At 65.9% G+C, this 15,735-nt stretch carries 10 protein-coding genes and 2 pseudogenes; 5 read left to right on the top strand and 7 right to left on the bottom strand.

Annotated elements, in window-relative coordinates:
- The first annotated feature begins 1 nt into the window (after position 1).
- From EV192_RS30885 to EV192_RS54160, 3 genes are read left to right on the top strand one after another with little or no spacing between them, the layout of a single operon-like run.
- Positions 2-5,779 (top strand): RHS repeat-associated core domain-containing protein, encoded by a 5,778-nt coding sequence (locus EV192_RS30885; RefSeq protein ID WP_132121704.1) that lies wholly within the window; start codon positions 2-4, stop codon positions 5,777-5,779.
- A 15-nt stretch (positions 5,780-5,794) separates the two neighbouring features.
- Positions 5,795-6,553: a hypothetical protein gene (locus EV192_RS54165; protein WP_165960692.1), complete on the top strand. Its 759-nt coding sequence runs from the start codon at positions 5,795-5,797 to the stop codon at positions 6,551-6,553.
- A complete protein-coding gene (locus EV192_RS54160) occupies positions 6,537-6,710 on the top strand; it encodes a hypothetical protein (RefSeq protein WP_165960691.1) in 174 nt (57 codons plus the stop codon). The genes EV192_RS54165 and EV192_RS54160 overlap by 17 nt, the downstream gene beginning before the upstream one ends.
- Before the next feature lie 452 nt (positions 6,711-7,162).
- Here EV192_RS54160 and EV192_RS54155 read toward each other — a convergent pair whose 3' ends face one another.
- The 5 genes and pseudogenes from EV192_RS54155 to EV192_RS30855 all read right to left on the bottom strand — a co-directional run bounded on the left by EV192_RS54155 (position 7,163) and on the right by EV192_RS30855 (position 10,021).
- Positions 7,163-8,020: a hypothetical protein gene (locus tag EV192_RS54155; RefSeq protein ID WP_165960690.1), complete on the bottom strand. Its 858-nt coding sequence runs from the start codon at positions 8,018-8,020 to the stop codon at positions 7,163-7,165.
- 121 nt (positions 8,021-8,141) lie between these two features.
- Positions 8,142-8,324, bottom strand: coding sequence for a hypothetical protein (locus tag EV192_RS30870; RefSeq protein ID WP_132121698.1), 183 nt, complete (start codon positions 8,322-8,324; stop codon positions 8,142-8,144).
- Positions 8,321-8,578, bottom strand: a complete 258-nt coding sequence (locus tag EV192_RS54945; protein ID WP_132121696.1) for a hypothetical protein — start codon at positions 8,576-8,578, stop codon at positions 8,321-8,323. The genes EV192_RS30870 and EV192_RS54945 overlap by 4 nt, the downstream gene beginning before the upstream one ends.
- A gap of 89 nt (positions 8,579-8,667) precedes the next feature.
- Positions 8,668-9,493: pseudogene (locus EV192_RS30860) on the bottom strand (HARBI1 family protein).
- Positions 9,494-9,655: 162 nt separating this feature from the next.
- A complete protein-coding gene (locus tag EV192_RS30855; protein ID WP_132121694.1) occupies positions 9,656-10,021 on the bottom strand; it encodes a winged helix-turn-helix transcriptional regulator in 366 nt (121 codons plus the stop codon).
- 113 nt (positions 10,022-10,134) lie between these two features.
- On the opposite strand from EV192_RS30855, the gene EV192_RS30850 reads away from it, so the two are divergent.
- Entirely contained in the window at positions 10,135-11,115 is a 981-nt protein-coding gene (locus EV192_RS30850; RefSeq protein ID WP_132121692.1) for a zinc-dependent alcohol dehydrogenase family protein, read from the top strand.
- A pseudogene (locus EV192_RS57475) lies at positions 11,085-11,335 on the top strand (IS5/IS1182 family transposase); the annotation flags it as partial. The gene EV192_RS30850 and the pseudogene EV192_RS57475, both read left to right, overlap by 31 nt.
- Positions 11,336-11,559: 224 nt before the next feature.
- Here the strand turns inward: EV192_RS57475 and EV192_RS30840 are convergent.
- The gene (locus EV192_RS30840) at positions 11,560-14,193 is read right to left on the bottom strand and encodes an ATP-binding protein (RefSeq protein ID WP_243727227.1); all 2,634 of its coding nucleotides are present in this window, start codon (positions 14,191-14,193) and stop codon (positions 11,560-11,562) included.
- Positions 14,194-14,849: 656 nt separating this feature from the next.
- On the bottom strand, positions 14,850-15,653 hold the full coding sequence (locus EV192_RS30835) for a hypothetical protein (RefSeq protein ID WP_132121687.1): 804 nt from the start codon (positions 15,651-15,653) through the stop codon (positions 14,850-14,852).
- Between the last annotated feature and the right edge of the window lie 82 nt (positions 15,654-15,735).

Raw genomic sequence — 15,735 nt, 5'->3', positions numbered from 1 at the left:
CATGCGGTCACCTGGACGCCCACGCCGCCGGACCCTGCTGACGCTGGTGATCACGGTCTTCCTGTCCGGGGTCACCGCGGTGGTCACCCCCGCGACCGCGGCGGCCGCCGGCCCGTCGACGAACTTGCCGACGATCCCGTCGGTGCCGGTCACCGAACAGTCGATGAACAACCGGCCCCAGGACCTGGCCACCCGCAAGGCACTACACGGCGACCAGACTGCGGGGGCGGGTACGCCGGATGGGGAAGGCACGTCGAAGGCCACCTCGCTCGGGCCGTCCGCGACCTGGGACGTCGCGCAGCGGACCGGGGATTTCTCCTGGTCGTATCCGCTGCGGGTGCCGCCATCCCCGGGTGGGTTGAACCCCAACTTGGCGTTGAGCTACTCCTCTTCGGTGGTGGACGGGCACACCAGCGCGACCAACAACCAGCCGTCCTGGGTGGGCGACGGGTGGAGCCTGTCTGCGGGGTTCATCGAACGCACCTACGGCGGCTGCTCGGAAGACACCGAAGGCGGCACGACACCGCCGACCGACTCCGGCGACCTGTGCTGGCGCAGTGACAACGCCATGGCGTCGTTCGGCGCCGGCGGTGGCCCGTTGATCAAGGACGACACCACCCATACTTGGCGGCCCAAACAAGACGACGGGTCGCAGGTGGAGTACTTCCCGGGCGCCGGGCATGGGCATGATGACGGCGAGTACTGGAAGATCACCACAGTTGACGGCACCCAGTACTTCTTCGGCTCCCGCCCGGACGCCAAGTCTGCCTGGACCGTCCCGGTGTTCGGCGACGACGCCAACGAACCCTGTCACGGCGCGACGTTCGACACCTCGTGGTGTACCCAGACGTGGCGGTGGAACCTGGACAAGGTCGTCGACCGGCACGGCAACGCCGTCCTGTACTACTACGACACCGAAACCAACTCCTACGGCCTCAACCGCAAGGACGACGCGGTCGCCTACATCCGCGGCGGCACCCTGGCCCGGATCGAGTACGGCCTGCGGGAGGGCAGCACCGACCGCGCGACCGGCCTGGTCTGGTTCACTCCGGCCGACCGGTGCGTACCGGGCAGTGCCTGTACCCCGGACAAGAAGGACAACTGGCCGGACGTCCCCTGGGACGACAAATGCGACACCTCGACCTGTAAAGATCGGCACTATCCGACGTTCTGGTCCACCAAACGGCTGGACCACATCACCACCCAGGTCTGGCGCAACTCGTCCTATATGGACGTCGACTCCTGGACCCTGGAACACCAGTACCCCGACCCCGGCGACGGCGAGAAAGCCGCCCTGTGGCTGCGCAGTATCAAACACACCGGGCTGCTCGGTACCTCGGCCACGACGCCGCCGATAGTGTTGCCGCCGGTGGTGTTCGAGGGCACCCCGATGGCCAACCGGGTGACCACCGGTGACGGGCTCGGCCCCATCAACCGCTACCGCGTCACCGGAGTGGTCTCGGAAGCCGGCGGCGCGACCAGCGTGAACTACGCGCCCCCTGACTGCGCACCCGGCTCAGTACCGGCCGCGCCGGAGAACAACACCAAACGCTGCTACCCCGCGCGGTGGCTACCCAAATACGCCACCACCGAGCGCACCGACTACTTCCACAAATATGTGGTGGACACGGTCGTGTCCTCCGACCGGTTGACCCAGAACCCGGCCGACCCGGCCCAGCCGCTGGCCAACCCGGAACAACTCGTGCGCTACGAGTACCTGGACGGCGCCGCCTGGCATTACAGCCAGTCCGAGTTCGTCAAGGACGAGAAGAAGACCTGGGACGAGTTCCGCGGCTACGGCCGAGTCCGGGTGCACGCCGGGAAACCCAACGACCCCAGCGGTCCGATCACCATGACCGAGCAACGGTTCTACCGCGGCATGGACGGCGACCACCTCCCCAACGGTACCCGGCCGGCCACCGTCACCGACTCCGAAGGCGGCAGCCGGGCAGACGCCAACTGGCTGGAAGGCGTCACGCTGGAATCCCAGCGGTACAACACCGACAACAACACCATCGTCACCAAGACCATCACCACACCCGTGTGGCGGGGACCGACCGCGACCCGTGGCCCCTACCAAGCCTTCTTCGTCGCCATCGGGACCACGAAGAACTACACCGCCCTGGCCGCCGGTGGCTGGCGGACCACCCAATCCGACAGCACCTACGACGAGTACGGGCAGACCACCCAGGTCAACGACCTCGGCGACCTGGCCACGCCGAACGACGACCGGTGCGCCACCACCACCTACGTCCGCAACCCCACCAAATGGCTGATGTCCTCCCCAACCCGGGTCGAAACCGTCTCCGTGGCCTGTGGAACCACACCGGTGTTCCCACAGAACGCGCTCTCGGATGTCAAGGTCTCCTACGACGGACAAGACCCCGGAGTCGCACCCACCACCGGGGACGTCACCCGGCAAGAGATCATGAAAGACCACCCGGCCGGGGCCGACCCCGTGTACGTGAAGACCGGCACCGCCACCTACGACATCTACGGCCGTCCGTTGACCACAGCCGACGCGTTGGACCGCGCCACCAAGGTCACCTACGAACCGGCCACCGGCGGCCCGGAGACCAGCAGCACACTCACCAACGAGCTCGGCCACACCGTCACCACCACCGTCGACCCAGCGTGGGGCGGCCCGCTGAAGTCCACCAACACCAACGGCGGCATCACCGAGAACGCCTACGACCCGCTCGGCCGGGTGGTGGAGACCTGGCTGCCCAACCGGCGGCGCGATGTCAACAGCAACCGCGGCAACGTCCAGTTCGCCTATCAGGTCCGCAACGACGGACCGACGGTGCTCACCAAGACGGCGATCGGCCCGAACGGCAACTACGTCAGCACCAACACCCTCTACGACCCTCAATACCGGGTACGGCAAGTCCAGGCCCCCACCGAGGGCGGCCGGCTGTTGACCGACACCCGCTACGACACGCAAGGCCGGGTGTACAAGTCCACCCAGGCCTATGTCAACGACGCGGCCGTGGACACCAAACTCTGGGTCGCCTCCGACACCGAGGTACCCGGCCTCACCCGCACCCAGTTCGACGGCGCCGGCCGCCCAACTGCCTCGATCTATCAGACCGGCACCCAAGAAGCGTGGCGCACCACCACCTTCTACGGCGGCGACCGGGTCAACGTCACCCCGCCCGCCGGCGGCACACCCACCACCACGATCACCGACGCCCGTGGCCAAACCACCGAACTGTGGCAATACAAAGGCGCGACGCCGCAAGGCGACCACGACACCACCCGATACACCTACACCCCCGCCGGGCGGATGGACACCGCGACCGACCCCGCCGGCAACACCTGGCGATGGACCTACGACCTGCGCGGCCGCCAGATCACCGCGAACGACGTCGACAAAGGTGCCTCCACCAGCACCTACGACGACGCCGACCAACTCCTGACCGTCACCGACGCGCGCAGCAAGACCCTGGTCTACGACTACGACCGGCTCGGCCGGAGCAAAACGGTCCGCGAAGGCAACACGACAGGCCCGCTCCGGCTGGAGTACAAGTACGACACATCGTTGTACGGCAAGGGAAAACCGGCGTCCTCGACCCGGTATGTCGACGGAAACGCCTACACCCAGCAGGTGTACTCCTACGGAACCTTGGGGCAGCCCACCGAGTCCTCAGTGGTGATCCCGCCATCCGAAGGCGTCTTGCGCGGGACGTACACCACGTACTTCGGCTACACATGGACCGGCAGCCTGAGCAGCATCACCTATCCCAAAGCCGGGTCGATGATCCAGGAAGGACTGTCCGTCAAGTACGACGACTACGACCGGCCAATCAAGTCCTGGTCCGCCTACACCAAGACCGTCAACCTGGTCACCGACACCTCCTACACCCGCTACGGCGAACCACAACGACTACAACTCGGCGACACCGGCAAACGACTCTGGCTGTCCTCCTACTACGACACCCACACCCGCCGCCTCAACCAGACCATCGTGGACGCCGAAGTCCCCGCACCCAAACAATCCGACGTCAACTACACCCGCGACCCCGCCGGCAACATCCTCTCCATCGAAGACAAACGCCCAGGCGCCGAAGAACGCCAATGCTTCACCTACGACTACCTCCACCGACTCACCGAAGCCTGGACACCCACCAGCGACTGCGCAACGGCGCCCACAACCGGCGGTCTGGCCGGCCCGGCACCGTACTGGCAATCCTTCACCTACGACACCGTCGGCAACCGACGCACCGAAACCCAACACTCCTCGACCAACAACACCACCCGGACCTACAACTACCCACCCACCGGACACGCCCTCCAAACCGTCACCACCCAAAGCCCAGGCGGGTCCAAGACCGACAACTTCGGCTATGACCTGGCCGGCAACACCACCCGGCGCGAACTCGCCTCCGGCACCCAAACCCTCGACTGGGACATCGAAGGCCGGCTCAGCACTGTCACCGAGGCCGGGAAATCCACCTCCTATATCTATGACGCCTCCGGCTCCCGGCTGCTGCGTAAAGACCCCACCGGAACCACCCTTTATCTCGGCAACCAGGAAATCCGACTGGACACCGCCAGCGGCAGCGTGACACCCACCCGCTACTACCCCTTCGGCAACGGTGCCGTCGCCATGCGCACTCCCAGCGGCCTCACCTGGCTCGCCGGCGACCACCAAGGCACACCCCAAATCTCCGTCGACACCACCACCCTCGCCGTCACCCAACGCCGCCAAACCCCCTTCGGCGCCCCCCGCGGCCCCAACGTCGCCTTCCCCGGTGAGAAGGGCTTCGTCGGCGGCACCCTCGACCCCTCCACCGGCCTGACCACCCTCGGCGCCCGCCAATACGACCCCACCACCGGCCGCTTCATCTCCGTCGACCCCCTCATGAACACCGCCGACCCGCAAACGTGGAACGGCTACACCTACAGCGGCAACAGCCCCATCACATCGAGCGACCCGTCCGGCTTGTGCACCATCGACCCGGAAACCACCCAGTGCACGCCCAACAACTGGTGGCACCCAACTCCCGAAGCGCCCGGTGGCGGAGCACCGCCATCGGCACCGGGCCAAAAACATGAAAAAGACTTCACGTCAAAGCATAATGCTGTGCAAAAGGAAGCTGCTAACCGGATACTGCTGCAAGCGTATGCGCTCGGAATGTTGAACCCGCAGGTAGAGGAGAAATATAAGGTGCCGTTCGGGGGTAAAGATTGCATGAGGGTGAACGGGAGTCGTATCGATGGCTGCCTAAAGGACGGTGAGGCAGATATTGTCTTGACTGTCGACGTCTGTCTAGAGATAGATAGCTGTTACGCGCAGCAGTACGTGTGGGAGGTGAAGGCGGAGGGGCAGGATACAAACGGCCGGGCGTACACAGAATCTTTCTGGTATGCGCAAAATCTTAACAGTGAGGCGAGAAACGGGAAGAATGCGGTGCACGCCGCACCTGGCTGGGACATTGGCGGCCCGTACAAGATGATCAACCCGGAATATCCTAAGACGCATTATTGGGGTGGCCAAAATGGTGTTGTTCTCTATGGCGATGAAGATGATGATGATTCCAAAAATCGTATGCAGATCGGCAAGGACACTGGGACTCTCCAGGAATTCGACGTAGCAAAGGAGCCCTGGAGGAAGCAGTCCGAGTTTTGGCATGAGCAATCCGAGCGTGAGATGCAGCTGACCCAGCGACTGCCCGCGCCGCCGCCTCAGACACAGCCCAAACCTCCCGGTGTGCCGGGCCCGGGTGTCCCGATCGCGCCCCCGATCCCGATCTTTCCTCTGCCGGTCCCGATCTAAGGTAGGGTCGCTGTCATGCTGGTGACGACCAAACTACTGGATGACCTCTTGGGCAAGTATGTGACGCCGGTGCTCACGAGGTCGGGGTTCCGGCGGTCACATCGGCGATTCCTGCTTGGGCAGGCGCCGGGCAACTTGGTGCTTGTCCAGTTCCGAAGGCACCAGCTCCCGAACGAGGTGGCCTTCTTTTTCGAGTGGTCGGTGATTCCGGCCGCCGAGTGTGACTTTCAGAACCGCGGGCAGGGACGGCCGTCTCAGCCGTCCACAACGTGGGGAATCATCAGCAACCGGGTACGTGTCCCCATAGAAATCGCTCCAACTGTCGACATCGAAGCGATCAGCCAAGGGATGCATATCTCTGATGAAATCGCCGCGCGCATGAGGTCATCGACATCATCGACGTGGGCGTTCCCGGTCGAGGAGGGCATTGACCGGTTTGGTGCGGCTATCGAGGGATTGCTGACCACCGGCGGTTTGATCGCGCAATGGCAGGCGATGACTGATCGGGAGTACGTGCTGGAGTTGTTCGAGCAAGGACAGGCTCGTTCGACTTTGGCAGTGTCCGCGTCCGTCGGTTGGCCGCAGCGCTATGTGGCCATGTACATTGACGACGGCGACTGGAACATATTGGAGGCGATGCTCAGGACATGCGAGGCGGAAATCTTTGGCGGCGCCTGGACGGAGTGGTGGCGGAAGCGACTGACCGCACGCCGCGCCGATTCGGGTGGTCATCACCCGCCTCGAAGCAAGGTGGTCGATGATCTTCCTGGGTAAGCTCGCCGACGAGGCGGCACCAGACCTTGCTGCCCTGGTGTCCGTCGGGGGTGGAATAGCGCACCGACCCGAAGCGGACGGCCTGGTCGGTGTCGACCAGGCGTTCCTCGCCCAGCGCGATCGCGTGGGGTTCTGTGGACTGATTTACGCACAGTAGGACCGTTTGTCTGAGCCCCTGTTGACGACACTCCTGGCCCAAATCGTGATCGCAGTCGCCCGTCGACGGGGTAACACTCGCCGCCGACGATGCGGATCAAGTACGCCTGCGTGACCCGGCCGATGTGTTCCACGCCGTTGACGACCACGGGCCGCGCGCACGGCCGCGAACGGAGTTGTCGACATCACCCGCCAACACGTCCTTCAGATGTCCATAATGGTCTCATTGGCGTTGACCACAAAGGGTGTCGCGAACGTCCTTCTGTTGCGGCAACGGCGATTGCTGAGCCGAGCGAGCCGACTCGATCGTGACGCGTGTCGCAGTCGACCGGGGCACGGCGGCGAGGTCGATGGGATCGAACCGGCTGGTGGCCAGCCTCGCAGGGAGCCCGGTTTCCGGCTTACCCGTTGTCGAATCCGTAGAGTCGGGCGAGATGATCCGCCGCTCCGCGGTCATCGATCGGTACCGTGTGCTGGTATGCCTGGTAGGTGGCGCTGACGTCGCGGTATCTGAGCCGTTTGGATGCTTGCACGATCTTGCCGTCGGCTACCAGGTATGTCCCTACCGTGTGGCGGAGGCGGTGCAGGGTCGCGTCGGGCAGCTGTACTCGTCGCGCGAGTTTGGCGAACCGTTGCCCGAGTCCGCTGGGTGTTAACGGTGTCGCGCGGTCTGGTCCGGTAGTGAACAAACCAGGGCCCGTGTCCCGGGACGTCACGCCAGCGGTCCACGTGCGCCGCCCAGCACTGTGCCGTGTAGACGGCTAACGCCAAGGTGGCGTGTCGGTGGTGGGTCAGTAGCCGGATGACCCCGTCGTGGGACGAGCGCGCCACGGTGAGGTTTCGATCGTGCGCATCGTGGGTGTGCAACGCGACGAGTTCGCCTCTCACCAGGGCGGCGTCTGCGGCCAGGCGCACCATCAGCGCGTCCTGCTCGGCGCGGAATAATGCCAGGTGCAGGTGTCGGCGATGCGGTCTGGCGGCGACCGCGTCCGCGGCGTCTGCCACTCGTGCGTCTTGGGAACCGATCTCCGCGCCGAGGGGGAGTAGATCGAGTGGGGGTTCCAGGGCGCTGGACAGGCCGGAGGTCAGCAGCTCGTAGTCGTCGACGATCATGAACAGCGGTGGGCCGGTCCACCAGTCGCGGCGCTTGAGCCGGTCGGCATCTACGTCGGCGTAGGGCAGGCGGTGACGCACCGAGGCGTCGGCCCGTGCGGCGGCCTCGCCGAGCGCGTGTCCGCTGACGGTGTAGCCGACCTGGAGTTCGGTCGGGACCGCGGCGTGCAGTTCACGGCGTGAGTCGGCGAACAGCACCCGCACCTCGTCGGGGCCTTTGCCGCGAGTGACCGACCGCGCGATCAGCCGTAGCAGGTTGGTTTTGCCGCTCTCGGTGTCGCCGTGGACAAGCAGGGTGCGGGGAGGTGTCGAAGTCCAGCTAGAGCGGTTCGAGCCGGTTGCCTCCAGACCGATCGGGATGCGCAGCCCGGTGGGGTCGGGCAGCTCCCGCGGACAGGGTGGCCGGCAGCAGCCGGACCTTCGGTGCCTTCGGCGCCCGCGTGGTTGCCAACGCCTCGACCAGGTCCCGGGTGCCGTAGGCGAGCGAGCCGGCGTCCGTCACGAGTGGCCGAACATCCCGACCCAGCAGAGATCCAGCGCTCCGCGTAGACCGTCCGGCAGCGGGCGGAGCTCGGCGTCTGGGTTCACGCCGACGTTCAGCCATGTCAGTCGATCGAGCACGAACCGTGTGTCGGCGACCCGGGCGTGCATCGCGGTCGTCATCGTCACCGGGTCCCGGCTGCTCATCAGTGTGGTCTGCAGACGGCCGCCGGGAAAGTCGCTGCCGTCGAGCGCGCCGAGCCTGGACTGCGCCATGGCACTGGGCAGCGGTCGGCGCTGCCGGCCAGCGGTGAGGCTTCGAAGACACTGAGCCTTTCCGCGTAGCGGTTTGTTGCGTTGGGTGATCATGTGGTGCGGTCGTGGTCGATGTGCAGGAGCACGAGAGCGGCCGCGAGGATCTTCCCCGATCGCCCAGGGACATAGGCTGACGTTGCGCAGGGCCTTGAATGTGGTCTTGAGCAGGGAGTTTCCGCGTTCACCGACGGCGCGTTTGGCGTTGTGGGCCTTGTTGTGGGCTTTCTGGTCCTCGGTGAGTTCACCTCCCTGGGGTTTCTTGAACGCCACGGTGATGGTGCCGGCTTCCCCCTCGTAGCCCAGGTCGCCCAGGACCGGCAGGTCATCACCTGTCCATGCGGCCAGTACGGGAAGGATCTCGGTATGGGTCCGCAGTGCGGTGGTGTCGTGTTCGCGGCCGGGCCTGACGTCGGAGGTCCACAGTGGCCAGCCGTCCGGTGCGGTGATGACCTGGATGTTGCCGCCGTGGCTGGCGTGCTTGCCTGACCACCAGAGGTCCACGCCGAGGGTGGGCCCTGGGGTGCGGCACCGGTCGGTTTCGATCAGTGTGCCGTCGATGCTGATGTGGTCATGGCCGGCGATCTTGGCGGCGAGCAGGGCTGATTCCAGCTTCGGCGCACGGGCGGCCAGGAGGGTGATTCCCTCGTGGAGGTAGTCGTAGGCGGTGGACTTGCTGATCGTGTTGTCGCAGGCCAACTGTGCCACGCGGGTGTTGTCGAGGAACCAGCGCAGGATCAGGACCGCTTGGGTGAACGGGCTCAGCGCCCGGCTGCCGGTCCGGGTGCCGCGGCGCCGTCGTTCGTCGTGCAGCAGGCTGGACAGGAACAGCACCGTCTGGTCGCGTACGGGCAGCGCTGCGGTGTATGTGACACTCATCAGGACGCGGGACCTCGATGAAGTTGATCTCGGAAGGACCATCTTCATACCGGGGTTCCGCGTCTTTGTGCCGCACCGCAACATCTTCGGCGCGTCACCAACTGCCGCTACCCAACGTCACCTCTGGTGACACGGAAGGCCTACTGAAGGCGTCCTTTCAGCTCACGCGTTGGCCAGGTCGTATGCCTCCCGCGCTGCCGCCACCTGCGTCCGGTGCTTCGCCGCCCACGCCGACAGCGCGTGCAGCGGCGCGTCCAGCTCGCCCGCGTGCGGCGTCATCGTGTACTCCACCCGTGGCGGCACCTCCGGGTACACCGTCCGCGTCACTAGGCCGTTGCGCTCCAGACCCCGCAGCGTCAGCGACAGCATCCGCCGTGACACCCCTTCCAGTGCCCGCTCCAGCTCGCTGAATCGCCGCGGCTCGTCGCCGAGGTGGACGAGCACGCGGATCGCCCACTTGTCGCCGACCAGGTCCAGGACCTCGCGCAGCGAGCACATCTCGGCCGGGGGAATTTCGCCGTCGTCCATCGTCGTGACCTCGTTCGTAACAGGCTTGTGCCGTCGTCACAGGAAAGTGCCGTCTTCCGGCGGAAACGTCACCGCGCCACGATCGATTCCAGCAGCCACGAGAAAGGGAAGAAATGACGAAGACGGTACGGTTCGGCGCCGAGGGCGGGCCCGAGGTGCTCGAACTGGTGGACGTCGAGATCGGCGAGCCGGGACCGGGTGAGGTCCGCATCGACGTCGAGGCGATCGGCCTCAACCGCGCCGAGGCGATGTTCCGCGCCGGGACCTACTTCGAACGCCCCGCCGAGTTCCCGGCGACGCTCGGCTACTCGGCGTCCGGCGTGATCGACCAGGTCGGCCTAGGCGTCACCGAGTTCACGCCCGACGAGCTGGTCAGCACCATCGCCGGGTTTTCGATGCGGGACTACGGCGTGTACGGCGAGCAGGCGATCGTGCCCGCGTCCGCGGTGCTCAGGCGCCCGGAAGGGCTCAGCGCGGCCGACACCGTCGCGCTGTGGGGCCCGTTCATCACCGCGTACGGCGCGGTCGTCGACGAAGGCCACGTACGCCCGGGTGACACCGTGCTGATCACCGCCGCGTCCAGCAGCGTCGGGCTCGCGACGATCGACGTCGCCAACCACATCGGCGCCGTGCCGATCGCGGCGACGCGCACCGCGGCCAAGCGAGACCGGCTGGTGGAGGCGGGGGCGGCACACGTGATCGTCACCGAAGACGAGGACATCACCGCGCGGACACTGCAGATCACCGGTGGCAAGGGCGCGGAGTTCGTCTTCGACGCCGTGGCGGGCGAAGGCGTCCGGGACCTGGCGGCGGCCACGGCGAAAGGCGGCACCCTGGTCGTCTACGGCGCACTCGACACAAAGGAAACGCCGTTTCCGCTGTGGTTCGTGCCGACCATGCGGCTGTTCAACGCCTTCGACCTGACGCTGGACCCGGACCGCCTGCGCCGCGCCGAGCACTTCATCCTCGCGGGCGTGCGCGCGGGCACGTTTCGGTCGCGTGTGGACCGCACGTTCGACCTCACCGACATCGCCGAGGCACACCGCTACCTTGAGGCGAGCAGCCAGTTCGGCAAGGTCGTGGTCACCGTGTGACGTCCGGCCAAGCGATCAAGACCACCCGAACGGCCGCGCAGTCACTCACCGAGGACCAGACAGCCCACAACGCTCAACGTGCCGTCGGTGAACGCGGAAACTCCCTGCTCAAGACCACATTCAAGGCCCTGCGCAACGTCAGCCTATGTCCCTGGGCGATCGGGAAGATCCTCGCGGCCGCTCTCGTGCTCCGCACATCGACCACGACCGCACCACATGATCACCCAACGCAACAAACCGTTACGCGGAAAGGCTCACTGACTGACTCGTATCGGCGTACGTGTGAATGCACCTAGTCATTTACAGGTGAACGTGCCCAGTCGACCATGTCGTCAGGCGTCCGTTGGCCAAGCCCAACGCCCACCTCGCGGCTATGAGCGGATGTTCGCAAGATGGCGAATCTGCGGCTGCGACTGTTCAAAGATAGGCGCGGAATGAGCGTGGCTACGGCGTTTCGGGGTGTTGATTGGTGTTGTGGTGGAGGTCGGCGAGGTAGCGGGTGATGGTGGCTGTTGCGGGGCTGCCGAGCCGTTGATAGATGGTCAGCGCTTGGGTGAAGGCAGTGGTGGCGGTGGGGAGATCGTGGGCGCGGTGGGCGCAGCGTCCTAGGCCCGCCAGGGCGTGTGCCTCGTGCAGGGCGGTGCCGATGGTGCGGGCGAGGGTGTGGGCTTGGGTGAACAGGGCATGGGGGTCGCCGGCCGGGGGGTGGTCGAGGGCGAGATCGCCGAGGCTGTTGAGCGTGTCGGCTTGCCCGTCACGCTCACCGGTGGCGGCGTACAGGGCATGTGCCTGGGTGAGGAGGTCCAGAGCCTGGTCGTAGTCGCCTTGCTGATGGCGCACGCGGCCGAGGCCGAGCATGGTCTGGGCTTGCCCGCGCCGGCTGCCGAGGTCGACCCATAGGTTGTGGCCCTGGTCAAGGACGTGCTGCGCGCGGTCCCAGTCCCCCCGCAGGTAGTACAGGTGGCCGAGAAAGTGGAGAGCATTGGCTTGCCCGCGCTGGTCGCCGAGGTCGGTGAGCAACTGGAGGGCGTGGGCGAGCACCTCCTGCGCCCGCTCATACTCCCCCCGCAGGTAATACACGCGGCCGAGGCTGGCGAGGGTGTTGGCTTGCCCGCGCTGGTCGCCGAGGTCGGTGAACAGTTGGAGGGCGTGGGCGAGCACCTCCTGCGCCCGCTCATACTCCCCTGGCAGGTAGTACACGGCGCCGAGGTCGCTGAGGGTGTTGGCCTGCCCGCGCTGGTCGCCGAGATCGGTGAACAGTTGCAGGGCGTGCGCGTGCCGCTGCTGCGCGCGCGTCCAGTCTCCCCGCAGGTAATACACGCGCCCGAGGTAGGTGAGGGTGGTGGCCTGTCCGAGCCGGTCTTGGGTGCGTTCGGCGGCGGCCAGCGCGGTGTGGTGGATGCGCAGGGCCTGCTCGTACTCGCAGCTGACCCGCAGATAGTTGTGCAGGGTGGTGGAGAGCGCGATGACCAGATCGGGATGGCCAGTGGCGTGATCCAGACACGTGGTCAGAGTGGCTAGTTCGGTGTCCAGCCAGGCCCGTGCCCGCTGCCGCGTGTCCACATCCGGGTGGTGGGCGGGCGTGTGGAGGGTGATTGTGACGGTGGGGGTGGTCCAGACGGTCATGTGGCCATCGGCGGTGGCGGCGGTGTGCAGGTAGTAGTCCAGGACCTGGCGCATCGCCCGCTCGGTGTCGGCCTGGTCGGCGGTGGCAGCCAGGGAACCGGCATACACCCGCAACAGATCATGCAACTGAAAACGGCCCGGCGCGGTCTCCTGGATGAGGCAATCAGCGTGTAGCGCCTCCAGGTGGTCATGGGCCTGGGTGAGGGAGCAGTCGGCCAGGGCGGCCAGGGCGTAGACGTCGATGCTGGGGCCGGGATGAACCCCGAGCAGGGTAAAGATCCACCGCCGCTGGGCGGTGAGGTGTTGGTAGGACACGGTGAACGCGGCCCGGATCGAACGGTCACCGCCGGCCAGATGCGCCAGCCGGTCAGGGGCTTGGTCCAGCAAGTCGGCCAAATAGGCGATACTCCAGGTGGGGTGGCTGCGCAGCCGTCCGGCGGCCAGCGCGATCGCCAATGGCAGGAACCCACACAATTGCACCACCCGCGCCACCGCCTCGACCTCGGCCTCGACCGTCGTCGGGGTTGCGGCGCCGGAGTCAGCATCGGTGGAGCTGGGGGCGTGGGCGGCCAGCGTCAGCAGCAAGCAGGCGGCCTGGTCGGATGGCATCACGTCAAGGAGCAGGGCGTGGACACCATCCAGGGCAGGCAATCGGTGCCGGCTGGTGATCAGTACGAAACAGTCGGGGGTGCCCGGCAGCAGGGGGCGCAGTTGGTCGTGGCTGGCCGCGTCGTCCAGCACCAGTAGCACCTTCTTGCCGGCGATCCGATCGCGCCACAACCGCGCCCGATCGTCCAGCTCGTGGGGCAGAGCTGACTGCTCCATGCCGGTGGCGACCAGCAGCGAGGCCAGGGCGTCGGCCGGGTCGCGAGGGGTTTGCGTGGGTGAGTGACCGTACAGTTCCAGGAAGATCTGCCCATCGGGGAACCGGTCGGCCAGATGGTGGGCGGCATGGATGCTGAACGCCGTTTTGCCGACCCCGGGCATGCCATCGACCGCGTGCACTGCGATCCCCCGCACCGGCTGGCTGGCGGCGGTGACAACGGTGTCGAGCAGGGTGCGCAGTTCGTCGTGGCGGCCAACAAAGTCAGGGATGTCACCGCGCATACTGAACATCGCCGCCGGCACCGACCGCGCCGTAGGTTCTGGCGCTGGGACGGTGAGCGCGGCCGGGTCCGGCGGGTACGGGTGGTCGGGCAGCGCGATCCAGGCAACGGTCGAGGTTTCCTTCTCCGACACCCACACCGGCCGGAAGGACGCAGGGTCCACGGTCACGCTGTGCCGCACCACATCCTCGAAAAACCAGCCGGAGGTGACCAAGGCCAGCGCACCCGAGGAGTCGGCGAGCGCGGTCTTCACCGGCCGGGCATCCAACAGCCGAAATGTGTGATTGACCGCGGCACTGGTGACGCCATGCCGGTCAAACTGGACTTCCCCGGCATGCAGGGCCATCCGCAACCGAATCTGCTCCTCGACCCGATGGCACTGGTTGTGGTGGCGCAAGGCTGCGGCCAGGACAGCAGGAACTATGTCAACGAACAGTGCCTTGGGGATCTCAGCCGGTACCAGCATGAGCACCCCATCCCCACGATCCTCATGCCAACACGCCGCCCAGGAGATGCCGGCCTCGGCCAACGCCCGCCGCACCACCTCGTACAGGGCATCGCGGACGATGACCTGATGAGGATTGGTGCGGCGCCGGTCCCCGAACCGCTCAACGTCGACGACCATGATCGTGCGATGTATGGCAGGACGCGGCGGCTGCATAACCGGCTCCCCTCCTGTGGCCCTCCCATTGTCGTGCTCGCCGCGCAGCGGTGCGCAGGAATCCGGGCACCCGGCGAACTTCGGTCAGGCTCCCTCTGGTGTCCGGAAAAGTTGACGAAGCGCACATTTCGTCACCTGACAAACATTCTGTCATCGGCATGTGCGGATGTTGCCGCTGCAACCGTCCCGCCAAGTGTTGCCCATGGACGGGGCGAACAATACCAAGCAAGCCCTCGGCAACGTTGCCGAGGTAAATGACTGTTTGGAATCCCCTGAGTTGTCCAGAGTGGACGGCTCATAGCCGATCGTCGATGGCCGCGACGTGGTTCTGATTGAGGGAGTTAGGATTCGCTGCTATCGGTTCCAGCTAGTGTATTTCGCCGAACGGCTGTGTTCGGCGTTTCACTGGTGTCCAGCCCAAGGACGGGGGGAATCCCTTCTGGGATGTCGATGTCGAGCGGGTGAAGGGCTCGAACAGGCCGGCGGCCGGTACTGGCCGAGTCGCCGTCCGCACTGTCGTGGGCAGAGGAGGCCTTGGCGCTCTGCGTGGTGTCACGTTCATGCCGTGATTGCCGTTGTCTGAACTTGGTGACCGCGTTCTTGGCGGCGTCGTATGCCGCGTTCCCAATCATGCCTGACGCGGCGGCTGTGAGGACCCACATGACATGGCCTGCGATCTCAGTGGGCCTCGTGCCTGGAATCGTCCTGACGCGGCCGCCTTCCATCATGTCCCGCCAAGACTGTGCGTCCAAGAGATCATCCCAGACGCGGAACTCATCGGGGCGATGCAAGTTCGCGGGCAGGGTCGGTATCCACTCGGTGGCCCACTCTTCCGGCGCCAAGCCTATGGGACGGTCTTCGATGGCTTCCAGCTCCGTACAGCGCACCGGGCGGTCCATCACCATCCGCTGGAGAAGGTAGCCATCGATCGGTCGGCCCAGCCATCCCCCTGGCCACCAGAGGGTCGGTTCGTTGGGGGTAAGATCGCGCACTGCCTCGATGGCCCTTTCAAGTTGGGCAGCACTGGACACCCCCGGGCGTTCATCCGGTCGGCGGAGAGATTCCGCGATCAACGCGTTCAACTCCGCCCTTGCCTGCCGGTACTCAAGTGGTCCCTGATCTTGCAGTAACGAAGCATCACCCATAGTCAACATGGTACGGGGCCACCATGCGCCTCACGGCCGTTTCCGAAGCCCTTTCCTTGGTGCGCAAGGGATTGAGATGAGG

This window comes from Actinocrispum wychmicini (assembly GCF_004345645.1).
Taxonomy (GTDB): Bacteria; Actinomycetota; Actinomycetes; order Mycobacteriales; family Pseudonocardiaceae; genus Kibdelosporangium; species Kibdelosporangium wychmicini.
This window is presented reverse-complemented; position numbering and strand designations above follow the sequence as displayed.